Consider the following 24,413-nt stretch of genomic DNA (forward strand, 5'->3'; position numbering starts at 1 on the left):
TTACTCCTGATTCGAGTGAGGCGCTGCATCGAGCAGCGGTAGAGAAACGATGGCGCAGGTACCACGACCTGCACGTGATTGCAGCAGCAGCTGGCCTTGGTGGGCACGCGCCACCGCTTTGACCACTGCCAGGCCGAGGCCGGTGCCGGTGGTCTTGGTGGTGAAGAAGGGTTCGCCCAGACGCGCCAGGGTTTCCCGGCTCATGCCGGGGCCGTTATCGCTGACGCATAGGCGCAACTGGCTGTCACGGCGATACAGGTGGACTTTCAGACGCGCATCGCGCCCGGCCGCCTGGATAGCGTTGTCGACCAGGTTGAGCACGGTGCCGACCAGCGTGTCGCGGTTGCACAGCAGTTCGCCGCCCTGCACATCGCACTGCCAGCGCACGGCCATGCCGCCCACATGCGCATCGGCGGCCGCACGTAGTGCATCGAACAAGGCCGATGGCGTCAGACGGTCCGGCAATGGCAGTTCGCCTCGGGCGAAGATCAGCATGTCACGTACCTGGTTCTCCAGCTCGTGCAGACGCTCCTTCAAACGCCCAGCGAAGCGCTGCTGCTGGTCGGCAGGAAGAACCTGTTCATTGAGGTGGCTGGCGTAGAGCAGCGCGGCGGACAGCGGCGTGCGGATCTGATGCGCGAGGGAAGCGACCATGCGCCCCAGCGCCGAAAGGCGCTCATGGCGAGACAGTTGATCCTGCAGGCGACGGGTTTCCGTCAGGTCGGTCAATAACACTAATTGCCCAGGCTCTCCATGCAGGGAGCGGGTCGCGATGGATAGCCGACGCCCATCCCGCATGGAGATTTCATGACCATCGTCTTCGCGCGGGGCGAAGTTGCGGGCGATCACCTGACGCCAGAGCATGCCCACCAGCGGCTGGCCGAGCAACGCACGCGCAACAGGATTGGCCTCACGCACGACACCCTGGCCGTCGATGACAATCACGCCGCCGGGCAGAAGGTCCAGCAGACTTTGCAGACGATGCGCCAGACGTTCTTTCTCTGCCAGCTCCTGCATGCGCTGAGCACTGACCAGAGCCAACTGCCCCTTGAGCTCATTGACTCGCGCCTCGAGCAGGCTGTAGGACTCGCTGAGCTGGCTGGACATCTGGTTGAACAGGGCAAAGGCCTGTTCCAGTCCTGCGCGGCTGGCTTGTTCAAGCGGCGCGGCAACGGCTGGCTCGGCTGGCTCGGCTGACTCGGTAGGACGAAGGTTGGCTTCCATCTGCTTCTCTCGTACGACGCACCGTCAGAAGACGGTCGGATACGAGAGCATTAGCAATCCCCGTGCCTACTTTTTTATTCTTATATTTCAATCACTTGAAAAAACGAAGCCGGAGCTAGCGTCAAAGCTCCGGCTTTCCTTGTAGCATGGGCCTGCGCACCGTGCTTGCGATGGTGGTACGCGCAGCCTAGAAATTTAGGGCGGGTGAAACCCGCCAGAGCGCGATGGCGGGTTGCACCCGCCCTACTGCTCCAAGGGCGCAAATACAGGACGACACTCAGTCGCCCTGCTCATCCTCTTCGCGGCGTGTCATACCATACTTGCGCATCTTTTCCACCAACGTGGTCCGACGAATGCGCAGGCGCTCGGCCGCACGGGCGACGACACCACCGGCATCATCCAGAGCCTGTTGAATGAGACCCTGCTCCAGGTTACCGAGATAATCCTTCAGGTCCAGGCCTTCCGGCGGCAGCATAGCCGGGGTGTCGAGGCCCGGCAGTCCGGCCATGATCGCCGCGCGCTCTTCCATCTCGTCACGCAGGCTGGCAGCAAGCTGCTCATCCTCGTCATCGACATGACGGAATTTCTTCGGCAGTTCGCCAACACCGATCACGCCGTAGGGGTGCATGATCGCCATGCGTTCCACCAGGTTGGCCAGCTCGCGCACATTGCCAGCCCAGTCGTGGCGACACAGCGACATGATGGCAGCCGAGTTGAAACGAATGGAGCCTCGCTTCTCGTGCTCCATGCGCGAGATCAGCTCGTTCATCAACAGCGGGATGTCTTCGATACGCTCACGCAGCGGCGCCATCTCGATGGGGAAGACGTTGAGGCGGTAATACAGATCCTCGCGGAAACTGCCGTCCTCGATCATCTTTTCCAGGTTCTTGTGCGTCGCGGCGATGATGCGCACATCGGCGCTCTGGGTCTTGTTGCTGCCAACGCGCTCGAAGGTGCGCTCCTGCAACACGCGTAGCAACTTGACCTGCATTGGCAGCGGCATGTCACCGATCTCGTCGAGGAACAGCGTGCCGCCATTGGCCAGCTCGAAGCGCCCTGCCCGACTGGTAATCGCGCCAGTGAAGGCACCCTTCTCATGCCCGAACAGCTCACTCTCCAGCAATTCGGCCGGGATGGCACCGCAGTTGACCGGGACGAACGGCGCGTCGCGACGCTTGGAGTGATAGTGCAGGTTGCGTGCGACCACTTCCTTGCCGGTACCGGACTCACCGAGAATCAACACGCTGGCTTCGGTATCGGCCACCTGCTGCATCATCTGCCGCACCTGCCCGATGGCACGACTGGTGCCGACCAGGCTGCGGAATAGATTGGGTTCGCGCTGGCGACCCCGATCGCGAGCCTGGTCATACATCTCACGATAGACTTGGGCGCGATGCTGGGAGTCGAGCAGCTTGTTGTAGCTGAGCGGAGTTTCCAGGCTGGCCAGTACGCGCCTGCGCAGGTCTTCCGGCCACTCGGCGAAGCTGAATTCACCAACCGTCAGCAGCGGCAGAAACTCATCCCAACCGGCAATCTGCTTGGTCAGTTCCAGCGCACCGCCCTTGGCCTCGACATCGCCAAGTACGACGCTGAGCACCTCCCGGCTGGACTCAAGCTCGGCCACCGCATTGCGCCAGTTCTGACTCGAGCAGGCCAGGTACTCTTCCCCGAGAAAACTCAGAATGATCGCCAGTTCGTGGCGACGCGCAGCATTGTCATCGATCAGCAGGATTTTGGTTTCACGCCACATCTTGTGTTTGTCTGACCCGAGGATTGAGGGAGATTGCGCGCCAGATCTTCGGCGCACACCGGCAACTGGCCACTAGTAAAGTCAAAAAATTGAAGCCAGTCAATTTTATGACGTGATTTTTTTGCTTGTCGAGAATGACAGCTAAGCAGCTGCTGGAATAAGGGGGATAGATAAAACGGATAAAAAGGACGGAAAAGACAAACAGATAGTGACGAAAACCGAGCCGAACCTGCTGGTTAAACTCGGTAAACGCAAGGCAATCAGCCGAAAAGCTGATAAACCTTGGCCCCCTGACGGGAATGGTTGAGCTGGACCAACTCGCCGGCCAGGCGCTGCTGCTCGTTCTGACAAACGGTCACAAGCTCACGGTACAAAGACAGAAGATTTTCAAGGCCATTGCGCAGCTCTTCTTCGTCACGGCTATCGGCCATGGCCGCTTCGACTGCCATTCGGCACTGCAGATCGAGCTCGCCAATCGCGGCCCAGTCCTGCTTGGCCAAGGCATCGCGCATCGCCGAACCGGTCGCTTGCAAATGCTGGACGGATGAACTCATTCGCTTCTCCTCCGATGCCCGCTCGTTACTGAGCGATGGCATCCCAACCCTGTTTGATGTTACGCAGCAGCATCGATACTTCTTCAAGAAGTTCGGGTTCATTGCTGACATTGGCTTCGGTCAGACGGGCGATCATATATTCGTACAGGCTATCGAGATTACCTGCCAGCTCGCCGCCCTGGCGGTGGTCCAGACTTTCCCGCAAACCGGCAATGATGGCAATACTCTTGCCGATCAACTCGCCTTTCAGCGCAGTCTGCTCGCGCTCCATGGCGCCACGCGCCTGAGCGATGCGAGACAAGCCGCCCTCCATCAACATCTGAATCAGACGATGAGGGCTGGCCTCTGCGGCCTGCGCTTGGTTGTTGACGGTCTGATACTGTTTAAGGGCCGCCATTGCGTTCATAATCGCTCTCGCTTTACCGGTGGGCTGATACTCTGAATATCGGCCCCACCCTGTAAAGCTTTAGCGTTTTCGTCGCTCGAAATGGCTCTGCCCAAGCGGCAGGCAAATCAGCCAGCTGACGCCGGCTCGACCTCAGGCCCGATGGCATCCCAGGCGATCTTGATGTCGGTCAGAAGCGCTTGCACTTCATCCAGAGAACGCGGCGTGCTATCCAGCGCCACCCCCGCCAAGCGGCGAGTCATATAGTCGTACAATGCGTCCAGATTCTCGGCAATTTCACCGCCAAGCTCCTTGTCCAGAGCTGCCTGGAGCACGCTGAGAATGGTGATGGTACTGCCTACCGCCATACCGCGAATCTCGGTATCACCTTCAGCCTGAGCGTGCTTTGCCAGCATCACTCGCTGCAGCGCACCTTCCAGCAACAGCTGCACGGTGCGGTAGGGTGAAACTTCCTGGCTGGTCTTGACCTGTTTGTAGGCATCTATAGGGTTCTTGCCCATGACTTAATCCTTTTTCACGAAACCAGGGAGGTTGGCCAGCATACCGCCCAGGCTTTCGCTGGTCCGCTTAAGCTGCCCGACCAGCGAGTCCATGGCGTTGTATTGGGCATACAGGCGCTTTTCCAGACTTTCGACACGCTTGCCCAACGCCACGCGCTGCTTATCGACATCCATTTTCGTCGACTGCAAAGCATCAGTGCGTTGCTTCAGTACACCGTCAGTCGCCACATAACCTGAAACGAAACCGGACAAACGCCCCATCAAGCCATTGTCGCCAGTAAGATAAGCGCCAACCTGCTCGAAATTGTTATCGAGCGCTTCTGTCAGCACGGCGTCATCCAGAGAGAGCTTGCCATCCTTGCTGGTGGTAATACCCAAGTTAGCCAATGCACGAATGTTACTTTCGCTGCCTCCGGTCATCTTCACGATTTCATTGCGCAAACCAGACATCACATTGCGCACCGTGGAATCGCCGACCAACGGGCCAGTCACCGGCTCATTGGAGCCATCAACCTTTACCACGGCAGTCAATTGAGCGGTAGAAGATATCAATGCGTTGTAGGCATCGACGAACTTCTGCAGATTGGTTTTTACACTGCCCTTGTCTACGCCCACGGTCAGGCTGATCGTCTTGCCATCAGCGAGGTCGGTAGCGCTTTGGGCGGACGCCAGATTGAGCGTAACGCCTTCCAGGGCGTCCTCGATCTTGTTGCTGTCACGCACCAGTTGCAGACCATCAATGGTCAGCTTGGCGGACTTGGCCTGGGTAATAACGCCACCCGCTCCGGTCTCCGAGCTGGGCTTTAGAAAGGCATCCGCGTTATCAGGATCAACCTCGGCGGTAAAAGCCTGGCCACTGAGCGAGTTGGCACCCGACGTGATACCATCCTCAGTAACCGCCACTTTAATGTCATTGCCCGCGCCTGTCTTGGTCGAGCTGAGCACCAGGCGAGAGCCGGAGTCATCGGTGATGATGGCTGCGCTTATGCCGTCATCCTTACCGGCCTCGTTGATGGCGTCTCGCATACCCGCTAGCGTGTTATTGGCTGCAGTGACATCGACACTGATGCTGGACTTCCCAGCGGAAATTTCCAACGTGCCACTGTTGAAGGTCGCCCCGGTCCCGCCGGATACCGATTGCAGCGCCACCTTGCTACTAGTGGCCAACTGCTGAACCTGAACGCTGTAAACTCCAGCAGGCGCCGTGGTGGCCGCCGTGGCTTTCAGCACGCTACTACTGGAAGTGCTCGCAGTGCGCGACTCGAATAAGGAAGGCTTGTTAAGCGCGTCCAAGGCCGTCTTGAAGGTATTCAATGCGCCAGTGAGAGTGCCCATTGCCGAGATGCGCGTGGTGGTCTGTTTCTCGAGTTTGTCGAGTTGATTGGTCTTCGGAGCCCGCTCCGCATTGACCAACGCCGTGACGACCTCGTCAATTTTGATGCCCGAACCGAGCCCAGTGATTCCCACCATAATGTTGCACCTCGTCAAAAATTCGACTGAACGCTATCCATAACAGAAGGCCAGTCAATATTCATGCCAGGCTACAATTACGCCTCGGCCTTGAATAAAAGGCTGCGTACTTCAGACAGGTTCTCTGCCAGTTTGAGCGCTTCTTCGGACGGAATCTGCCGGATCATATCGCCCGATCCCGAATCCGTCACCTTGACCACGACACGTCCGGAGCCATCGTCTACCGCGAAGTTGATGTTTCGGCGGACCGACTGGACGAACTCCTGAATAGTTGCCACTGCGTCCTCGACTTGCTCACGACTGACATCCTGAGCAGGAGAGACAGAACGAGTGGTCGATTGCTCGTCAGCCACGCTAGCCGCAGCAACACCTGAAAGGCCCTGCTTTTGGCGAGAATCCGCAGCATTGGAGACGCCACCATCGCGGACAACCGTGGAGTTGACCTGAGGTTTGATTGAGCTGACGTCCATAAGTTACTCCTCAGAATGAGGTAACGGGGGGAAGAGCCAAGCCCTTCCCCCCGTAGTCTAGCGCCTTCGAGCTTAGCCCAGGAGACTGAGAACAGCCTGTGGCAGCTGGTTGGCCTGCGACAGGATCGCGGTACCGGCCTGCTGCAGGATCTGATTCTTGGTCAGTTCCGAGGTTTCGGCAGCAAAGTCAGTGTCGCGAATCCGGCTACGAGCAGCGGAGGAGTTTTCAGCGATGTTCTGCAGGTTCGAGATGGTGTTCTCGAAGCGGTTCTGCACGGCACCGAGCTGAGCACGCTGGCTGTCGATGTTGGAGATCGCACCGTTGATGATACCCAGTGCGTCCTGAGCCCCTGTCGCAGTACTGATATCGATGCTATTGACCGCATCGAGCTCACTGAAGCCGTCTGCGCCCAGGCCGCCGCTCATGCCACTAACCTCGAAAGCATCAGCTGCTTCGAATTGCACCTGACCATCAGCGCGAGCACCGCCACCCGCGACGATCGTGGCAGCAGTGCCGACATCGTCTTCACCATCGAAGCTTTTCGCCTGCAAGGTTGCGCCACCCGAACCGGCGTAGTTGGAGATGCTGATCGCATCACCACGCGAGCTGACCAGTTCGATGGTGTCACCCTTGGAAACAGCCGAGATACCGGTTTTACCAGTTTCACGGTTGATGGCGTCAGCCAGCGAGGACAGTTGGGTTGTATCGGTTACTACGGCGGACACGGTAGCAGCGTCGGCCTCCAGCGACTTGCTGGTAAGACCAGACAGGTTGAACGAAACGGTGCCCGAAGCGGTGATGCCACCCAGGACGGCAACGGTACGAGCGTTGGCAGTTACGCCAGTTTCATCGCTCTTGGCGTTGACGGCGCGAGCTACTTCACTGGCCGAACCACTGGCAGCACCGGAGATTGCGACGTCACCATCAGACAGCTTGGAGTTAATGTTGAACGAAGCACTGCCGTAGGCGCTGCCGGAAGTAGCACTGAAAGCGGCACCGGAAGCAGTAGCAGCAGCACCAGCGCCTTCAGTGGTGAAGCGGTTGATACCGATGCGGTCGGTCGCAGCCGAGCCAATCGAAACGTTGATGGTTTCGTAAGCGTTGGCACCCACCTGGAAGCTCTGCGAACCGAAGCTGCCGTCGAGGATCTTGCGACCGCCGAAGCTGGTGGTATCAGAGATACGGTTTAACTCCTGCTGCAGTTGGGCGACCTCACCCTGAAGCGCGGCACGCTCGGTAACGCCGTTGGAACCGTTGGCCGATTGCAGGGCCAGGTCACGCATACGCTGCAGGATGCCAGTGGACTGTTGCAGAGCACCTTCAGCGGTCTGGGCCAGGGAGATACCGTCGTTGGCGTTACGGGTAGCGACGCCCAGGCCAGAGATCTGGCTGGTGAGGCGGTTGGCGATCTGCAGACCAGCAGCATCGTCTTTGGCGCTGTTGATACGGAAGCCGGTGGACAGGCGCTGGAGGGAAGTATCCAGGCCTTTGGACGAGCTGTTCAGGTTACGCTGAGTGTTGAGGGACGCAACGTTAGTGTTGACTGTAAGGGCCATGGTATTGCCTCCAGATGACCTAAGAACCGTTTGTCTGAGCTTGCGAGCTCGGGCCTGCATGCTCAGACGCCCAGAGAGTTCGCATTCGATCTCTTTATCGGCGCGTGTCTAAGGAGCTTTAGAGAGAATTTTCAGCTTTTTTTATGTCTTTAAAGTCAAGCACTTAAGCAAGTAACACGCGCCTCCCCGACGACTTCCATCGCGATTCATCCAGCACGTGTGCCACTCCAGATGAATCGGATGGGCCAGACACTCAGTCAGGCATCCACGCCCTGCGCCACCGCTGCAGGTTCTCGCCCTCAAGCATCCAGTCGCGATAGACCGCCTCACGCAGACGATCCCCCGCCTTCGCAGCAGCATCCAGATCGCTGACGTGCATGCGAATGGCATCGACCCAGTCGCGGAAGCGGTTCTTTACCCGGGTCACCGGCAGATCACCGCGATAGCACACCAGATCACTACAGATAACCGGGAAACCACAGGCTCCATACTCAAGGAGGCGCAGATTGCTCTTGCACTCGTTGAACAGATTAGGCTCCACTGGTGCCAATGCCAGATCGAGATCCAGGCTCGCGAGCGCAGTGGGATAACTCTCGATATCGACACCACCGTGGAATTCATTAACGTACGGCCTGATCGCATCGGGGCACATTCCCATGAATACCCACTCGACCTCTCCCGCAAGCTCGCGAACGACATCGACGATCAGCTCAAGGTCTCCGGTATGACTGATCCCGCCCGCCCAGCCGACCCTGGGCTTGCGACCACGGCGGCGCTGGCTTTCCAGGCCCTTCCACCATTTGGTCGGCAGTCGGTTCTCGATCACCCGGATGTCGTCATGCAGGCCGGCGAAAGCCTCCGCTAGCGGCTGGGTGGAAACCACAAAGCGATCGACGAACTCCAGCCCGCGACGCAGCGACTTGAGGATATCTCGCGGCATCTGATCCCGATGCACGCTCTTGAGCGGCAAGTTGGGCAAGTAGTCGTCCAACTCGTACACCTTGAACGCCTGCGAGAAACGCTTGATACGGCGCATGGCATCGAGCCGCTCCTCGCCGATCTGACGCTGTAGTACCACAACGTCGGGCGCATAACGCTCCAGGTCAGTGACCTGCAGCAAGCCCATGGACAGCGTGCCGTCAATCAGCCCCCGAGCCTTGAGCGCGGAGAACGGCTGAATGACGCGATAATGGCCACAGCCCCAGGGGTCGGCCGGATGAGCGAGCACCACCGGCAACGGTCGCCAGCTAAGCGGACGCCAGGTAAGTGCCACATCACTTTCCAGGTCAAAACCTCGTCCACTCAGGGCCAGATTGCGGTTATAGGCAGGATCGCCGACCAGTTGCGGCAGGTGCCGGTCGTAGAAGTGATCCTGCGCTTCGGTATCGGCTGCTACCGGCTGAGCTTCGTTCAGTATGATGGCGTTCGCCGCCCACACCGTCAGGTACCCAGCCTCGCGCACGCGAAGACAAAGGTCGACGTCGCGGAAGGCGGCCAGCGACGCATCCATTGCGCCGACCTGGTGGAATACCTCGGCGCGAATCATCAGGCAGGCTTCGCCGACCGCGCTGTAATTTTGGTCGACCTGGAGGCGGTGCAGATAACCCGCCGCGTCCATCGGCTCGCCAGCGAAGGCCGGGCTGGCCGGCCCGTTGACCCCCAATAGCAGCCCGGCCTGCGCGATACGCCCATTTGCGCTCAGCAGCTTGCCGCCAACCACGCCGACCTCGGGTCGTAAGGCATGATTGAGCAACTCGTCCAGCCAATCGGCGTTGACGATCGCGGCCTCTCCGGAAAGCAGCAGCAGATAGTCACCGCGCGCCTGTTCTGCAGCACGATTTTGTGCCAGCCCGGTGCCCGCAGCGATCACTCGTACCTTGTCGTCACTCAGGGCGGCTACGTCACGTAGCCAGGCGCTGACGTCCGCACGGTTGCCGCTATCGGCCAGCAGCAGTTCGTACTGACCGTAGGCCGTGTTTTCCAGCAGGCTGTCGGCGCAGCGCTGCAGGGCTGCCAGGGGTACGTCAGTGGCGAGAATGATAGATACAAGCGGGGTCGCATCGTGACCGTAGTGCACCCGATAGCGCCCTGGTAGACCGGGTACGACCCGTGCCCGATAACCGCGGTTGCTCAGATGGCGCTCGATCACCCGACGCTCGTCGGGGTTGTCGCGCAACTGCGGTGCCTCGGTGATCAGCAGCGGCTCGTCGATATGCCCGAGGCCCCCCAGTCCGCCCTGCTCGATGAAACGGGTCAGCAGGTCGAATTCGATGGCATCGGCAAATGCTGGGTCGAAGCCACCGGCAGCGAGGAACAGGTCACGGCGATAAAGCCAGTGACGCGCCATCACCATCGGAAAACTGAGCAGTAGATCGAGATTGAAGCCCGGTAAAAAAGCGCCGCCCAGGCTACCGTCCGGCAGGCGTTGCAACTGATCACCATACACCGCACGGCATTCGGGGTTGCCAGCCAGTTCCAGGCCCGCCACCATCAGGCCGCTTTGGGTGAACTCATCGCCGGCACGCGCCAAGGTGAACCACTGGCAATCGCTTGCCTCGACCGCACGGTTGATCTGTATCGCCAGAGGCTCATCGGTCGTGCGCAGAAAATGCAGCTTATCCGCCGCCGAGGTGGCGGGCACTTCGGACGGGGTGATGACCAGGATACGCAGGGTGGCGTAGAGGCAGCGCTCACCAAGCAGGCTCTTGAGCGTAACCATCAATGGCTCGGACTGGCCTTCTGTGTCGAGCACTACCACACCAATCATCGGCCCACCCTGATGATCTTCCAGGTAGTCGGCGATCAGGCGGTTTTCGGCGGCTGTCGGCAGGCGTTGGGCCAGCCAGTCCGCGATCCCGCCCCTGGGACGCTCACCGAGGCTTTCGAGCATCTGCTGGCGGCCAAGCTGCAGGCCATCGCTGGCAGAACCGCGGTAACGCTCGTAAAGCTCGCGGTACAGGGCGGGAAAATTCTTACGCTCACGCCCCAGCATGTGGTCTGCACCAGCACCAGGCGCCCGCGTGTGAACCTCGCTGGTTACGGTCGGTACGTGCACGAATGGATAACGCGTGGCCAGACGCAGGAGCATGTCCCAGTCTTCGAAGGCGGCCAGCCCCGTGTCGAACTCGCCGACGCTGGCGAGCATCGCGCGCGGGTGCGCCCAAGTGTTGACCGGAATGTAGTTCTGCACGAATAGGCGATCATGATCGAACAACTCATGCTTGAACGGCTGACCACGGCCCAATTCGATGCGTCGTCCGCCCTCGAGTTTTTCATTGACGTATTCGACGCCGGTATAGATGACGCTGTCCGGATGCTGCTCGAAGGCCTCGCTCAGCACTGCCAAGTGGTTGGGCAGATAGATATCATCATCGTCGAGGTAGACGATGTATCGCCCACGCGCCAGTTTGAGGCCGGCGTTACGCGCGGCTGACAAACCCTGGTTGCGGCCCTGGCGGATATAGGTGATGGGGAACGCGTAATCAGCCAGCAGGTGTTCGACCGGCTCGCCGTTGTCGTTGATCAGAATGACTTCGAAATCACGCAGAGTCTGGTTGCCAACGCTGGCCAGGGCATCCGTCAACAGATCGGCACGGTTGTAGGTGGTGAGAATGATGGAGAACAGGCACGTCGCAACGTCATTATGGCTGTTCTGCTCCAGCAGCGCACGGCGGACGGCATCGATGCGCACCTGCAGCGGCGCCCTAACCTCGGCCGGGTAGGCCTCGAAACGCTGACGGTAGAGCTGCCAGATCGGTTGCGCGGCGCCTCGCATGCGCACCCGGGTCGGCGCGTCATCCAGGCACATTTCGAGAATCTCGGTGTGCTCGCGCAGCGGACGGTCACTGCCATAGAAACTCTTGGAGATCTGTCCGCCGTGTACCCGATAGCCGACGCTGGGTTGGCGCAGGAATACGAAATCGGGCGCTACACGGGCCAGGCGAATCCACAGTTCCCAATCGCCGGCGAGCATGTCGTGGCGGTGGATGCCGCCTTCCGGCAGTGCGACGAGATGCAGTGCACTACGGCGCAACATCGCGGCGGACGGCGTGATGTAGTTGTCGAAACACAGCAGGTCGATTACTTCGTCGCGTCCACCACAATACGATGCGCGCCGGTGCCCCGGATGATCCGCGTACTGCTGGCGTACCCCCTGCTCATCGATCCAGTAGCACTGGGTATAGCCCAGCGCAGCCTGCGGACTGGCATCCATCGCCTCGACCAGCGAGGCCAGGTGGCCCGGGTAGAGCACGTCATCGGAACCCAGTACCACCACATAACGACCGCGCCCGGCCGCCACGCACTTGTTGTAGTTTCCGGTCATGCCCAGGTTCTCGGCGTTGACCTCGAAATGCAGGCGCGGCTCGCCGGCATAGCGTTTCAGCACCTCCAAACTGTCGTCTTTCGAACAGTCGTCGTAGACCACCACTTCGAGCCGCACACCCTCCTGAGCCAGGATCGAATCGAGGGTCTGAGCCAGGAATGCGGCATTGTTGTAGGACATCACCGCAACGGTGACGTCTACGCCTTCTTCCTGTGGTTCGACAGAAAGCGGCTCGGGCAGCGTTCTGCGGCGCCGCCCGGCGAGCTCACTCTGCAGAGTCGCGACGCCCAGTGGCTGCTCAGGCAGCGCCTGACTGGCGCGCTGTGCATCCTGGACCAGCCATTGGCGCAGGGCCTCGATGGGAATTTCCACGTTCCAGTGGTAAACGACGCTGTGGGTGCCAGGCAACCCCTTGACCGGGTGATAGACCAGACGCACGCCAACCGCAGCCGCCAGGGCGTGGAAGAACCAGTACCACATCTGCGGATTGTCCTGGATCAGCATCACCAGGGTGCCGCCGCGGGGCATCCACAGAAGGTTGGCGGCAGCCGCCCCGGAGCCGAGGATCACCAGTTCGCAACCGGCTAGCGCACGCACCTGCGAGGCAAAGTCGCGCACCTCCGGCTGAAAGGCCTGGAAGCCATCGCGACTGAGCTCACGGATCAGCTCCTGCTGGTTGATGATGGTACGGCCGTTACCGCCTGGCGGCCGAATCAAATAGGCCTTGTCATGGCCCTCGACCGCAGCGCAGCGGGCCTTGACCTGGCTCGCCATCCAGGCGATGGCCGGCGGGTAGAGATGGTATTCGTCACCGCGATAGACGTAGCCGGCACGCGGCTCCCAGATATCGGCGGTGTCAGAGAAGTGATGCAGCACCTCCACCTGACAAGCACGCCCCGGCTGCACACATAGCGTACGTTCACGCGGCCAGAACAGCGCCAGCGCCTCCATGATCGAAGCTGGCAGCCCGGCCTCCACCAATACCACGGTGTCTTGCGGCAGGTTCGCCTGCTCGATCCAAAAAAAACGCCCGAGCTTTTCACTCAGCCAATGCGCATAGTTGCCGTTTTCCCAACCGAAGAAGCTGATGGCATTAACCACGCGCTGCGGTTCGCCCTGCCCGGCAAAGAACTCGCACGCTCCGCTGTCATCGAGACGCAACCCGTGCTTTTCGTACCAGGCATTACTCACCCGTCCAAGGTTGTCGTAAACACCGTCGCACACGTACTCGCCGTTGGTAATGTCACCAATCCCGGCCATGCCGGCGACCAGGCGCACGTCGTAAAAGAGTCCGCTGAACTGGGCCAGCGCGGTCTGCTCGGCCTGACGCACGCTTTGCGGCAGTGAAAAGCCCACCATCTCAAGCGGTGCTGGCGCCCACTGAGTGACGGTGGCCAGCTCGGTCAGATCGACACAGCCCTTAGCGCTCCGCGCGGGAACTACCCTGGCGCCGACCACTACGTCTGGCAAATGACTTCCCTGGGGCATGCAGAAAACTCCGATCAAAAAAAGTGAAGACGGCCAGCCTGAACACGGCGGCCCTGTGCGACGTCAGCGAGCTATTTGCCGTTGGCAGCCAGGCAGAACTGGTCATAGTCGCGGTAATAGTCGTCTTCGCTGTAGTGCTCGGACGCCAGCACCATGCACACCGACCCACTGGAGAAGTTGTCAATTTCACGCCAGATCATTGGCGGAATGTAGAGGCCGTAATAGGAGCGATTGAGGTGATACTTGAATTTGGTTCGCCCGTCGTCCAGCAGAATGTCGAAACTACCCGACATGGCAATCAGCAATTGATGCAGCCCCTTGTGAGCGTGGCCGCCGCGGTGAGAGCCGCCGGGAACGTCATAGAGGTAGTAGACACGCTGGATATCGAAGGGAATATGTCGCCCTCCCTCGATGAAAGTGAGGTTGCCACGACGATCCTCGACGATTGGCAGATCGATGATCTTGCAGTGCTGAAGAGACATAGAACGCTCCAAATACGCTGGTGTAACCCATTCCCGCCTGCCTCTCGATCACCTTCCAGGTGACCGAGCCCCATGCAGTCGCTGCGTCAAGAAAACATGATCGACAGGGTCGTTATGCTCCAAAGCAAAACTCGAACCACCTTCCCATCAGACGCGGAAAGCGTTGCATGCTTCAATGGTCTGCTCGCCCCATTCATTTGCCATTCCCGGGTATAGCGGCAAGCTGAGCACCTCGCCAGCCAGGCGTTGCGAGAGCGGCAGGTGCCGATCAGCAAACTCGGCATATGCGGCCTGGCGATGGATGGGAATCGGGTAGTGGATCAGGCTCGGTACGCCGTGACGCTCGAGATGCGTCTGCAAGGCCTCTCGTGCTTCGCAGCGTATGACGAACTGGTGCCAGACGTGGCTCCCGAACACGTGCGGAGCCTGGGGCAGTTGCAGATGCGGGTTGTCGATGCCGGCCAGATAACGCGCCGCCAGGTCGCGTCGGGCCTGGGCATCATCGGCCAGGCGCGCCAGCTTTACCCGCAAAAGCGCAGCCTGCAACTCGTCAAGGCGCGAATTAATACCCTGCAACTCGTGCACGTACTTGCGGCTGGAGCCGTAGTTACGCAGCTTGCGCACCTGCTCGGCCAGGGCATCATCGTTGGTAGTCAGAGCACCGGCATCGCCAAGTGCGCCAAGGTTCTTAACCGGGAAAAAGCTGAAGCCTGCCGCATCGCCGAGGGCACCCGCAGCATGCCCGTGGGCGTCCACTGCGCCATGCGCCTGAGCCGCATCCTCGATCAGCAACAGCCCGTGCTGATCGGCGAGTGCGCGCAGACGCTGCATGTCAGCCAGACGCCCATACAGGTGCACGGCGATGATTGCCCGTGTGCGCGAGCTGATTGCGGCCTCGACGGCGGCCGGATCGATGTTGAACGTGTCCGCCTCGGGCTCGACCAAGACCGGCGTCAGCCCGGCCTCGCTGACGGCCAGCGCCGTGGCGACGAAGCTGTTGTCGGGCAGGATCACCTCGTCACCCTCGGCCAGGCGCCCCAACTGCCGATAACCGCGCAGAATCAGGGTCAGCGCATCCAGGCCGTTGCCTACGCCGATAGCATGCGCCACCCCGCAGGCAGCCGCGTATTCAGTCTCGAACGCTGCGACCTCGGTGCCCAGCACATACCAGCCGGAGCGCAGTACCCGCTGAAACGCCTCGGTCAATTCGGCCTCATCGCGCCGGTTGATCCCGGCCAGATCGAGAAAAGGGAACATGTCATTCTTCCAGGTAACGCACGATACGTGCAGGGTTGCCAACTACCAGCGCGCGGGCGGGAACGTCGCGGGTCACCACCGCGCCAGCGCCGACCATGGCACCGGCGCCGATGGTCAGGCCTGGCAGGATGACCGCCGCGGCACCAATGGAGGCGCCGCGTTCGATCACGGTCTGCGCGAAGCTGTCGGGATATTGCTTGGAGCGCGGCAGTCGGTCATTGGTGAAGGTGGCGTTGGGGCCGATGAAAACATCGTCGGCGACACGCAGGCCGTCCCACAGGTACACGCCGCATTTCACCGTAACCCGATCACCAAGCACCACGTCGTTCTCGATGAAACAGTGAGCGTTGATATTGCAGTCGCGGCCGATGCGCGCCTGCGCGAGGATCACCACGAACTGCCAGACCGAAGTACCCTCGCCTATCGACTGGCTTTTGACGTCCGCGGACGGATGGATCGATGCCATGTATGAACTGCCCTTGAGTGAAGTTTCGAGCGTAGCAAGCCTAGCCTGAAGCGTCACGGAAGAAGCGCCTCAACCGCCGGTTAATTTCCAGTAACATGGCGCATCGGTAATCGCCAGGACGGGACGGCATGGCTAGCGAACTCGAACGCTTCGGTTTTCTGATCCACAACCCTGAGATGTTCAATCACTACCACGCGGTCTGGCAGCATCTGCCGGCAGGCAGCGTGGAGATCGCCGTTACCGGCAAGACGCAGCAGGACATCGACGCGGTGGTCGCCGGCTGTCAGCAGCACCGGCTGCCATGGCGTGACGCGCGCGAAATGCTCGCCCGCAAGGAGAGCTACACCACCCTGGTGTCGAACTTTCCCCAGCATTACCTGCGTGGCCCCGACTCGCCCTACCTGCCCAAGTCCATCGGTCGCTACAACCTGCGCTTCATGTACGCCAACGGTAAGGCTGGCTGGAACTTTCAATCCTGGAATCAGGTGTACGACAGCATTCTCTGCTTCGGCCCTTATCAGGCCGAGCACCTGGAGTTCTGCCAGGACACGTTGAAGATCCAGATGGGTTACCCCCGCTTCGATCGTTTCTTCAACCAGCCGCTGGACCGTGCGGCGCGTCTGAGCGAGCTGAAGCTCGACCCCAGCCGGCAGACCGTGGTGTGGCTGCCGACCTGGAGCACGCTCAGCTCGATCGACCTGTTCGCAGCCGCCGTCGCGCGCTTGCAGGCGCGCTACAACGTCATCGTCAAACCCCATCCGATCACCATCACCGACGAGCCGGCGCGTATGCGCGAGCTGGAACGCTTCGCCTGCGTGATCCGCGAACATATCGACAACGTCGAGCTGTTCCAGCTCGCCGACTTCCTGCTCTGTGACTACGGTGGCTCCGCCTTCGGCGGCATCTACACCGATCGCAACGTGCTGCTGCTCGATTTGCCCAATGCCGAGGCCGACCCTCTGATGGGCGAGGATTCCTCAGACATCTGGCTGCGCAAGTACCTGCCACATCTTGGCAACCAGCAAAGCGGTCGCCTCGAAGAGTTGTTGGAGGATGCCAGCCTGTGGGAGGCCCAGCGACCGATTCGCAAGACCCTCAGCCAGTACTATTTCGCACCGTTCTACGGTTACGCCGGTCAGGTGGCCGCCGTGGCGATCGCCAACAGTGCCCGCTCCCTGGCAGGGAGAGGCTGATGGTCATCTGGTTGATCGGCCTGTCCGGCTCGGGCAAGACCACGCTCGGTCGCGAAATCACCCGCCAATGGAAGCAGCAGGCAGCCAATACCCTGCTGGTGGATGGCGACGAGGTTCGGCGCATCTTCCGCCAGGATACCCAAGCCGCGGACTACAGCCTGGCAGGGCGGCGCCTCAACGCCGAGCGCATCTTCGAGCTGTGCGCCTGGCTCGATGCCCAGGAGATAAACGTGGTATGCAGCATCCTGTCGATCTTCCCCGATCTGCGCGCGCTCAACCGCACACGCTTTCGCCACTACTACGAGGTCTACCTCAATCCGCCCATGCAGACGCTGGTCGAACGCGACACCAAGGGCCTCTACCGTCAGGCGCTGGCCGGCGAGATGAGCGATATGGTGGGCGTGGATATCCCCTTCCCGCCCCCCAGCGCAGCGGATCTGGAAATCGACACCAGCCAACCGGCCGACATCGCCGAATTGGCCCGTGACATCCTCCAACGAGCACAGGGGTCGATGGCATGAGCGATATCGACTACCTCTACAGCCAGGGTGATCGGCTCGAGGAACGCAACACCTACTTCTACAGCCAATACCACGGCGCGGCCTTCTTCCCGGCCTGGCGTGCGAGCCGTCAGACGGCGCTGGCGCAACTGCCGCCAGCCCAACCTGTGCCGTTAGCCGTGGCCGCCGAACGCGACGAACACCCTGCGGATACGGCTGCGCTGCTGGCCAATCTCCTGCACACGACCCCGGAAGCACCCGAGCGGCGCTTGGCCAAGCGCTTGCTGCAGCGTTTCGAGGTCAGCAAGCGCCTGCACCGTCGCTATGACATGAACTTCAAGGCAGTCGCTGACAGCGGCTACGACGATCTGGATCTCTATCTGCAATTCGCCGCGTTGTGCCTGCATCAAGCCGAGCAGCCTGGTGCCCTGCCCTTTCTCAATGGGCTGCTCAAGGTTGTCGATAGCCTGATCTCGATTCACCCGCGCCTGAGTCCGCCCCAGGGCGCTCAACTCGCCTGGCTTATCACGGCCGAACAGGATTGGGTCGCTCGCGTGGCAGCGCAGGCCAACGTGGAGCTCGCCCCATGACCCACCTCGACGACGTTCTGCTGATCGCAGCGCACAGTGCACGCAGCCAAGCCTATGTGCAGACCCTGGCCACCCACGGCCTGATGCCGTCCCATGCCTTGCTGCTGGGCGAGGCGCCGCAGAGTTCCACGGCGCCGAGCGAGCCTGCCTGCGAGTTAATGGGGGTTCTGCTGCCGGATCTGGGCATCCCGCTCAGCCTCACCCTGGCCGACTGCGATGTACCCGTCACCAGCCTGGCGACACGCGACATCAACGATCAGCAGGTCATCGACGCCGTGCGTGAGCGGGCACCGCGCCTGGTGATCTTCTCCGGGTATGGAGGGCAGATCGTTAAGCCGCCCCTGATCGAACTAGGCATCCCGCTGCTGCACGTGCACAGCGGCTGGCTGCCCGACTACCGTGGCAGCACGACCGTCTACTACAGCCTGCTGGAAGAAGGTGTCTGCGCCGCCAGCGCTATTCTGCTCGATACCCAAATCGACACCGGCCCGGTACTGGCTCGCAAACGCTACCCGGCACCGCCGCTGGGCACCGACATCGACCGCCGCTACGACACGGCGATCCGCGCCGATCTGCTGCTGGAGGTGCTGCGCCGCTATCAGGCCAGCGGCGAACTGGACGTGGTGTTGCAACAGGACGCCGAACAGGGCAACACCTACTACGTCATTCACCCGGTGCTCAAGCACCTGGCGCTGCTCAGCCTGCCCGGCGCGGCAGACTGAACACACAGTCGTTCAGGCGTGTAGCGCCTCTGGGGTGAACAGCCGGTGATAGAGTGCCAGGTCATCGGCAGCGTCTACCTCCCCCCAGGGGCCTTGTACCGGTGACACAGTGATTGGCAGGCCGGCCTGCAGCAGCAAGCGCAGCAGGCTCGTCATGTCCAGACGGTCTATCGCCTCGTCGCCACGCTGCAGCAACAGCTCGCGCACCTTTGCCCAGCCGGCCGGGGTGAACTTGAGCAGCCCCATGTACTGTCCCTCGATCTCGGCGACGTCCTGACAACGCTCACCGATGGTCGCCAGATTGCCACTCGCATCCAGGCGGAAGCTCTCGGCATCAGCCAGCGGGTCGGCAAAGCGTTGTGACCACAGCGCATGCCAGTGCGGATCGTAGGCAATCGCCAGGTCGGCCTCGACCCGGCTCAGTGCCGCTACGGTGGCGGCGCTGAAGAAGATGTCGCTGTAACTGACTATGCAGGCCTCCGCCGCCAGCCAGGCGTCTGCGGCCAACAGCGTGCGCACCATGTTGCTCTGTTGCCAGCGGGGGTTTTCGAAGTAGGTCAGCGGCTCGTCAAAGCACTCGCCGCGATACCCCCGCACCAGAGCCAGGCGCTCGATACCGGCGCCCCGCAGCGCCTGCAGTTGCCAGTCCAGCAGGCGACGACCGTGCAGGCGAGCGAAGCACTTGGGCTGCTCGGCGGTCAGTTCGCCCATGCGGCTGCCACGCCCGGCAGCGAGGATGATGGCACGTGTCATGGAAAGCTCATTCCTTGTTCAAACAGCGATTCAGGAGCAGGCCGTCCAGCTCGGCGAAGGGCGCTTCCCGCTCGGGGTGCCACATCACGCCCAGCAGCGGCAGCTGCGGGTGAAAGAAGACCTCGATCACGCCATCTTCACTGCGTGCCAGGACTTCCAGGGGCGCGGCCAGCGAGCGGCAACCCCATTGGTGGTAGCTGTTGACCTCGGTCTCACGCCCGTCGATCACCAGATGGTGACGCGTACCGACATGCCCGGCCACCCGCTCCAGGCGATTGCCGAAGGCATCGAGCAGCAGTTGCGCGCCACGGCACAGGGCAAACAGCGGCACCTGTTCAACCATGGCCCGCGCCAGCAGCGCGCGCTCGACAGCGTCACGTTCCGGGGCATCGCCGCCATACTCAGCCAGGTCATTGCCGCCACTGAGCACCACGGCAGCGGGCTTCAGGCGCGTCCACAGGACGTCCAGACGCTCTGCCCGATTGGGCACGGGCACCGGCAACAACCCGTGGCTCGCCAGCCAGTCCGCCAGGCGCTGATCCAGTGCATCGCGGCGCTCGCCTCGGTCGGCCAGCACATCGACGCGCTGGCTGACCAGCACCACCCTCACCGTAACACCTCGACGCGTCGGTTGGCGCAGTCGATGTTAAGCATCTGGGCCCCAGCCCACTTGCGATAAAGCAGCTCGCCGGCACCGATCACAGCCGGCAGGCCGAGTTCGTTGGCGCGGATGGCCATGTGCGAATTAGTGCCGCCGTAAGCGGTGACGAAGCCGGCGATGCGGTGGGAGAAAATCCAGTCGAAACCCGGATCTGCGCTTGGAATCATCACGATGGCCCCCTGCAACTCGTCGCGCTGGTGGTAATCCATTACCGCGCCTGTCACCTGACGCTGGGTGATGAAGTTCGGCTCGGCCTGCGGCAGGTGGAAGCAGAAGGCGTCCTCGGGGCCGGTAATCAGCGGCGGTAGCACGATTTGACAGGTTTCGCCATATCGCCGGCGCCCTTCCTCGATGCTGGCAGCGATCAGCTCTCTAGGGTCCGCGCTGGCAGCATGCAGCTCCTTGATCACCTGAATGTTGGCGTAGGACATGTCCTCGGCGCTGAAACCCAGGTCATGGCCCAACTCACGGAACAGGGACAACGCATCGGACAGATTACGCGTGAACACGAACTTGGCGTACTCGCGCAGCTCGATACCTGCCTGAAGGAAATCGAACAGTCCCACTACATCGTGGGACAGCCCGTGCTCGCTCAGCAGGCGGCTGATCTCACGCATCTGCGCCAGCGACAGGGCGAAACGGGCGCGCTCATGACGCACCTCGACTGCCGGGCTGTGCCAATCGAAATAGAGATCGGGTGCCTCGTCGTAACGTGGCGACAGGATGTCATAGGTGCCCGGCCGCAGGTGGCCGTAACGCGCCAGAAAAGTCGTGCGATCCAGCTGCGCCAGGTCCTGGGTCATCTGCCCGCTGACAGTGGACAGACCGTTGAGAAAGGCATCGTATTCGCTCTGATCGAGCACGCCCACGGTGACCAATGAACGCAGCAGTTGCACGGCGATGAAGCCGGCGCGCGCCAGTCCGGCGAACGGCAGCGTGCCGTAACGCCGGCAGTCCTCCAGCAGCCAGTAGATGCGGGTCACCGGATCGGTGTCGGCGCCGAGTATCTCGTCGCGCCTGGCCAGCAACACATCGAGCTTCTGCCGGTCGGTGCGCCACAAGCCGGTTTCGTTGTGGACGATGCGATTGGTCAGCTCGCGCAGGCTGTCCGCCAAACGACCACACTCGGCCTCGGTGAAGCCGGCGTCCTGCAGAGCCTGCAGACGTTGCGGCAGATCCAGCGTGTAGCAGGAGAAGACGATCTCGAACTCGACCTTGTCATGCAGATTCGGTGCGGCCAGCAGACGCTCGATGTAGTAGTTGACCAGCTTGTCGGCCAGCGCACCGTCTATGTCGCGCGGGATGAAGGAATTGAAGCTGACGCGCACGTCGATGTAAGGCAAGCCATGGAAATGCAGCATCAACGGAAAACTACGCAGGTTGCGGTAGCCGTAGTTGTTGCGCTGGTAAGCCCAGATCATGTCGGTGACCAGCTCACGGTAAAGCGACAACGCCAGCGGACGTGGCCGCACACCGATGATCTCGGCCGGGTTCCAGTCAGGCATGACCCCAAATACGGTGCGCTCGCCGTGCAGAAAGGGCTGCGGCCGAATGCCCTGCACAATTCGATCATGGATCAGACGCACCATCTTGCCGTGTGCCCGAGCATCGACCGGCTCGGCACCGAGCACCAGTGGCCGAACCTGCAGCAGGTAAAGTTGGGCCTGTGCATCCGTGGCGAATTCGATGTCGATGGCCTGGCGACCGAACAGCGCCTGCAACTCGCGCAGCAACGCCACAACCGGTGCCAGCGAGGGCGGCAAATCGCTGCCGGCGTGATGGGCATAGAACGTGCGCAGCTCGTTGGATCGCCCCGAGGTCACCGCGTCGGTACGCCCACTGCGTTCGTCATAGTTGATGACGAAGTAAGGCGCCAGGGTGGCCGGGTCGAGGCCGAAACCCACTCCCGCCATGCTGACCGAGCCAACCATCGGCTGGACAAAGATCTGATCAGCCCCGCTGGCACTCTGCCCGCCCATCGACTCGAGCACCTGCGCGATAGCGCCCAGCAAACCGTCAGGTGTCACGTTCAGGCAGGAGTCGAACGCACCGGCCGCCGAGCCCTGTTCGCCATCCTCACGGCTACTGCTGCTGCGCACGGCCATGTTTGCCCAGCCTTTGGCGCGTATCTCGGCCAGACAGGCCTCGGCATTTTTGCGCCACTGGATGACGCTGAAGATAACTTGCGGCAGCACGCAGGCGCTGTGCAGCCGCCCTTCAAGCAGAGCAAGCGACTCCGCTTTGGTAGAAAAAGCCAGTTTCTGTTCGGTCATGCCGCCGCCATATCCATGATGAGTAAAACGTGCCTCGCCGCTAATCGAGCGGCCATGCGCTGGCGGCTCAACGCAGCTGATTGAACAGATTCAATCCCGCGATCTTTACATAACTCTGCTGCGCCGCTTCGAGCACGATGGTCTGGAACGACAGACGCGACAGAGCCTCGGCGTAATCCAGTTCACGTAGTTCAGCCTGCACGGATTTGTTCACCAGAGTGACGTCCTCGTTATCGACCTGAGTAGTCTCGATCAGGTTGCGCCGGGCGCCAATCTCGGTGCGCACTTCGTCGACATTGGCGATGCCGTTGTCGAAGTTCTTCAGGGCGATGGCCACTTCATCACGAATGGCCAGGTTGCCGGCAGGCGAGCTCGGCGAGGATTCCAGCGTCTGGCGCAGGCGCGCGATGCTGTCGAGGATGCTGCGCTGTTCCTGAAACTGCGGCTGGATGCCGAACTCGTCACCGCCGGCCGCGGCGGCCGGACCGGACATGGTGAACTGCGCGCCGTAAACGTCGAAGGTCGCCGGATAAGGTGCGGTCACCGAACCGGTTGTGAGCACGGTACTGTTAGGCCCCAACGGCTGGGCATAAACCTCGTAGTCGGTGTCGTTGGTGAAGCGCACCACCACACCTGAGGTGGGGAACTGGCCATCGAACACGCCCTGGTTGACGATGCCGCCCCCCGACACCACGGCTGCCGAGGTATTGGTGGAGGACCGGGTCACGGCGAAGTCGGTGGGAGCCGACTGCAGGGTGAAGCTGTGGGTTCCCGCGCCTGGCGTGCCAGCGGTAGCCGGGGGCTGGATGTCAGCCACCAGATTGTTGAGGTCCTGCGGGTTGTCCCCTTCCTTGAGCACCACGTCGAGCTGGAAGCGCATGCCACGGAAGTTGATGGTGTTGCCGTTGCTGGTCAGCGGATCGATCTTGCCGCCACCCGGAATCTCCGAGGTCACGTCAGCGCCGGAGGCGTCATAGATACGAAACTCGTTGCCGCTGACGAAAGTGAGCGAGTACGGCTCGCCGTTGCGAAAATTGGAGTTGAAGGCACGGTCGTCTTCGACTAGGCCGGGGGACATAAAAACCCGCTGCTCATCGGCCGGCACTGGGGCGATGATGGTGCCCGGCAGCGGCGGTGACGGCAACGCCGGATTGTTGACACCGCCGTTGCTGGCCGTGCGATTGGCGTTGCTCACGCTCTCGAACAGGCGCTTGCCGTTGTCATTGATCGCCACGTTGGTGGAGCTGGCGACCTGCAGGCTGCGCTGGCCTTCGTCACCCATGTAGGAATAGGTGCCGTCGGGATTACGCACGAACGGCGCGGTCTTGCCCAGGTTGCCGCTGAACAGGTACTCGCCACGGGCGTTCTGGCTGTTCATCAGGTTAAGCAGCTCGCCCTCGCGCTCTTCCAGTTCCTTGGCGATGGATTGCCGGTCTTCAGCCGACAGCGCGCCGCCGCCAGCTCGTACAGCCAGTTCGCGCACGCGCTGCATGACGGTGTTGATCGAGTTGAGGGTGGCTTCCTCCTGCACCAGGCTGTTGTCTGCTGCGGTGAGGTTGTTCTTGTACTGGGTGAGCATGGCCTGCTGCTGTTCGAGTTGCAGCAGGCGTACCGACGCGACCGGATCGTCGGCGGGCGTAAGGATGCGGTTGCCGCTGCTGATCTGCTCCTGGGTGCGGATCAGGTTCGAATAGTTGCGCCCCAGGCCGGAAACGCCGTTGTTGAACGCCTGGATGGAGGAAATGCGCATAACCATGGGGCTTGCCTCTTGCC

The 24,413-nt window shown here is 61.3% G+C and carries 20 protein-coding genes; 4 read left to right on the top strand and 16 right to left on the bottom strand.

The features are described from left to right. The 12 genes from B2U07_RS03375 to B2U07_RS03430 all read right to left on the bottom strand — a co-directional run bounded on the left by B2U07_RS03375 (position 1) and on the right by B2U07_RS03430 (position 15,948). On the bottom strand, positions 1-1,224 hold the full coding sequence (locus tag B2U07_RS03375; RefSeq protein WP_296275800.1) for a sensor histidine kinase: 1,224 nt from the start codon (positions 1,222-1,224) through the stop codon (positions 1-3). Between the two features lie 277 nt (positions 1,225-1,501). Beyond that, complete coding sequence (locus tag B2U07_RS03380; RefSeq protein ID WP_296275802.1) at positions 1,502-2,974, bottom strand: sigma-54-dependent transcriptional regulator; 1,473 nt, start codon at positions 2,972-2,974, stop codon at positions 1,502-1,504. A gap of 260 nt (positions 2,975-3,234) precedes the next feature. Beyond that, a complete protein-coding gene (gene fliT, locus B2U07_RS03385; protein WP_296275804.1) occupies positions 3,235-3,528 on the bottom strand; it encodes a flagellar protein FliT in 294 nt (97 codons plus the stop codon). Between the two features lie 25 nt (positions 3,529-3,553). Next, positions 3,554-3,934: a flagellar export chaperone FliS gene (fliS, locus tag B2U07_RS03390; RefSeq protein WP_296275806.1), complete on the bottom strand. Its 381-nt coding sequence runs from the start codon at positions 3,932-3,934 to the stop codon at positions 3,554-3,556. 107 nt (positions 3,935-4,041) lie between these two features. Further along, positions 4,042-4,434 carry a flagellar export chaperone FliS gene (fliS, locus tag B2U07_RS03395; protein WP_296275808.1) on the bottom strand — a complete coding sequence of 131 codons (393 nt, stop codon included), beginning with the start codon at positions 4,432-4,434 and terminating at the stop codon, positions 4,042-4,044. Positions 4,435-4,437: 3 nt separating this feature from the next. Further along, positions 4,438-5,904 (bottom strand): flagellar filament capping protein FliD, encoded by a 1,467-nt coding sequence (fliD, locus tag B2U07_RS03400; RefSeq protein WP_296275810.1) that lies wholly within the window; start codon positions 5,902-5,904, stop codon positions 4,438-4,440. Positions 5,905-5,981: 77 nt separating this feature from the next. Next, positions 5,982-6,374 (bottom strand): flagellar protein FlaG, encoded by a 393-nt coding sequence (locus tag B2U07_RS03405; protein ID WP_296275812.1) that lies wholly within the window; start codon positions 6,372-6,374, stop codon positions 5,982-5,984. A 72-nt stretch (positions 6,375-6,446) separates the two neighbouring features. Beyond that, positions 6,447-7,931 (bottom strand): flagellin, encoded by a 1,485-nt coding sequence (locus B2U07_RS03410; RefSeq protein ID WP_296275815.1) that lies wholly within the window; start codon positions 7,929-7,931, stop codon positions 6,447-6,449. Positions 7,932-8,184: 253 nt separating this feature from the next. Then, positions 8,185-13,743 (bottom strand): glycosyltransferase, encoded by a 5,559-nt coding sequence (locus B2U07_RS03415; protein ID WP_296275816.1) that lies wholly within the window; start codon positions 13,741-13,743, stop codon positions 8,185-8,187. A 71-nt stretch (positions 13,744-13,814) separates the two neighbouring features. Then, the gene (locus B2U07_RS03420; RefSeq protein ID WP_296275818.1) at positions 13,815-14,225 is read right to left on the bottom strand and encodes a sugar 3,4-ketoisomerase; all 411 of its coding nucleotides are present in this window, start codon (positions 14,223-14,225) and stop codon (positions 13,815-13,817) included. A gap of 147 nt (positions 14,226-14,372) precedes the next feature. Then, entirely contained in the window at positions 14,373-15,482 is a 1,110-nt protein-coding gene (locus B2U07_RS03425) for a DegT/DnrJ/EryC1/StrS family aminotransferase (RefSeq protein WP_296275820.1), read from the bottom strand. 1 nt (position 15,483) lies between these two features. Beyond that, positions 15,484-15,948, bottom strand: a complete 465-nt coding sequence (locus tag B2U07_RS03430; RefSeq protein WP_296275823.1) for an acyltransferase — start codon at positions 15,946-15,948, stop codon at positions 15,484-15,486. 128 nt (positions 15,949-16,076) lie between these two features. Between B2U07_RS03430 and B2U07_RS03435 the strand changes: the two genes are divergently transcribed. Genes B2U07_RS03435 through B2U07_RS03450 form a run of 4 tightly spaced genes read left to right on the top strand, consistent with a single transcriptional unit; the run spans position 16,077 to position 18,953 of the window. Continuing rightward, entirely contained in the window at positions 16,077-17,141 is a 1,065-nt protein-coding gene (locus tag B2U07_RS03435) for a CDP-glycerol glycerophosphotransferase family protein (RefSeq protein WP_296275825.1), read from the top strand. After that, positions 17,141-17,662 carry an adenylyl-sulfate kinase gene (locus B2U07_RS03440; protein ID WP_013714963.1) on the top strand — a complete coding sequence of 174 codons (522 nt, stop codon included), beginning with the start codon at positions 17,141-17,143 and terminating at the stop codon, positions 17,660-17,662. Before B2U07_RS03435 ends, B2U07_RS03440 begins: the two co-directional genes overlap by 1 nt. Then, positions 17,659-18,231: a hypothetical protein gene (locus B2U07_RS03445; protein WP_296275828.1), complete on the top strand. Its 573-nt coding sequence runs from the start codon at positions 17,659-17,661 to the stop codon at positions 18,229-18,231. The genes B2U07_RS03440 and B2U07_RS03445 overlap by 4 nt, the downstream gene beginning before the upstream one ends. Continuing rightward, the gene (locus tag B2U07_RS03450; RefSeq protein WP_296275830.1) at positions 18,228-18,953 is read left to right on the top strand and encodes a formyltransferase family protein; all 726 of its coding nucleotides are present in this window, start codon (positions 18,228-18,230) and stop codon (positions 18,951-18,953) included. Before B2U07_RS03445 ends, B2U07_RS03450 begins: the two co-directional genes overlap by 4 nt. A gap of 12 nt (positions 18,954-18,965) precedes the next feature. Here B2U07_RS03450 and B2U07_RS03455 read toward each other — a convergent pair whose 3' ends face one another. The 4 genes from B2U07_RS03455 to B2U07_RS03470 form a co-directional block, all read right to left on the bottom strand. Next, positions 18,966-19,706, bottom strand: coding sequence for a phosphocholine cytidylyltransferase family protein (locus B2U07_RS03455; RefSeq protein WP_296275832.1), 741 nt, complete (start codon positions 19,704-19,706; stop codon positions 18,966-18,968). A gap of 7 nt (positions 19,707-19,713) precedes the next feature. After that, positions 19,714-20,316 (bottom strand): gamma-glutamyl-gamma-aminobutyrate hydrolase family protein, encoded by a 603-nt coding sequence (locus B2U07_RS03460; protein ID WP_296275834.1) that lies wholly within the window; start codon positions 20,314-20,316, stop codon positions 19,714-19,716. Further along, positions 20,313-22,640 (bottom strand): PEP-utilizing enzyme, encoded by a 2,328-nt coding sequence (locus B2U07_RS03465; RefSeq protein ID WP_296275835.1) that lies wholly within the window; start codon positions 22,638-22,640, stop codon positions 20,313-20,315. Before B2U07_RS03465 ends, B2U07_RS03460 begins: the two co-directional genes overlap by 4 nt. Before the next feature lie 67 nt (positions 22,641-22,707). Continuing rightward, on the bottom strand, positions 22,708-24,396 hold the full coding sequence (locus B2U07_RS03470; RefSeq protein WP_296275837.1) for a flagellar hook-associated protein 3: 1,689 nt from the start codon (positions 24,394-24,396) through the stop codon (positions 22,708-22,710). Positions 24,397-24,413 lie beyond the last annotated feature (17 nt).

The sequence above is a fragment of the Pseudomonas sp. UBA7530 genome, assembly GCF_002479365.1.
Classification (GTDB): domain Bacteria; phylum Pseudomonadota; class Gammaproteobacteria; order Pseudomonadales; family Pseudomonadaceae; genus Aquipseudomonas.

Bases quoted from the DNA above. Each gene is read 5' to 3' on its own strand.
- B2U07_RS03375 (WP_296275800.1), bottom strand. From the start codon at position 1,224: ATGGAAGCCAACCTTCGTCCTACCGAGTCAGCCGAGCCAGCCGAGCCA.
- B2U07_RS03380 (WP_296275802.1), bottom strand. From the start codon at position 2,974: ATGTGGCGTGAAACCAAAATCCTGCTGATCGATGACAATGCTGCGCGT.
- fliT (WP_296275804.1), bottom strand. From the start codon at position 3,528: ATGAGTTCATCCGTCCAGCATTTGCAAGCGACCGGTTCGGCGATGCGC.
- fliS (WP_296275806.1), bottom strand. From the start codon at position 3,934: ATGAACGCAATGGCGGCCCTTAAACAGTATCAGACCGTCAACAACCAA.
- fliS (WP_296275808.1), bottom strand. From the start codon at position 4,434: ATGGGCAAGAACCCTATAGATGCCTACAAACAGGTCAAGACCAGCCAG.
- fliD (WP_296275810.1), bottom strand. From the start codon at position 5,904: ATGGTGGGAATCACTGGGCTCGGTTCGGGCATCAAAATTGACGAGGTC.
- B2U07_RS03405 (WP_296275812.1), bottom strand. From the start codon at position 6,374: ATGGACGTCAGCTCAATCAAACCTCAGGTCAACTCCACGGTTGTCCGC.
- B2U07_RS03410 (WP_296275815.1), bottom strand. From the start codon at position 7,931: ATGGCCCTTACAGTCAACACTAACGTTGCGTCCCTCAACACTCAGCGT.
- B2U07_RS03415 (WP_296275816.1), bottom strand. From the start codon at position 13,743: ATGCCCCAGGGAAGTCATTTGCCAGACGTAGTGGTCGGCGCCAGGGTA.
- B2U07_RS03420 (WP_296275818.1), bottom strand. From the start codon at position 14,225: ATGTCTCTTCAGCACTGCAAGATCATCGATCTGCCAATCGTCGAGGAT.
- B2U07_RS03425 (WP_296275820.1), bottom strand. From the start codon at position 15,482: ATGTTCCCTTTTCTCGATCTGGCCGGGATCAACCGGCGCGATGAGGCC.
- B2U07_RS03430 (WP_296275823.1), bottom strand. From the start codon at position 15,948: ATGGCATCGATCCATCCGTCCGCGGACGTCAAAAGCCAGTCGATAGGC.
- B2U07_RS03435 (WP_296275825.1), top strand. From the start codon at position 16,077: ATGGCTAGCGAACTCGAACGCTTCGGTTTTCTGATCCACAACCCTGAG.
- B2U07_RS03440 (WP_013714963.1), top strand. From the start codon at position 17,141: ATGGTCATCTGGTTGATCGGCCTGTCCGGCTCGGGCAAGACCACGCTC.
- B2U07_RS03445 (WP_296275828.1), top strand. From the start codon at position 17,659: ATGAGCGATATCGACTACCTCTACAGCCAGGGTGATCGGCTCGAGGAA.
- B2U07_RS03450 (WP_296275830.1), top strand. From the start codon at position 18,228: ATGACCCACCTCGACGACGTTCTGCTGATCGCAGCGCACAGTGCACGC.
- B2U07_RS03455 (WP_296275832.1), bottom strand. From the start codon at position 19,706: ATGACACGTGCCATCATCCTCGCTGCCGGGCGTGGCAGCCGCATGGGC.
- B2U07_RS03465 (WP_296275835.1), bottom strand. From the start codon at position 22,640: ATGACCGAACAGAAACTGGCTTTTTCTACCAAAGCGGAGTCGCTTGCT.
- B2U07_RS03470 (WP_296275837.1), bottom strand. From the start codon at position 24,396: ATGGTTATGCGCATTTCCTCCATCCAGGCGTTCAACAACGGCGTTTCC.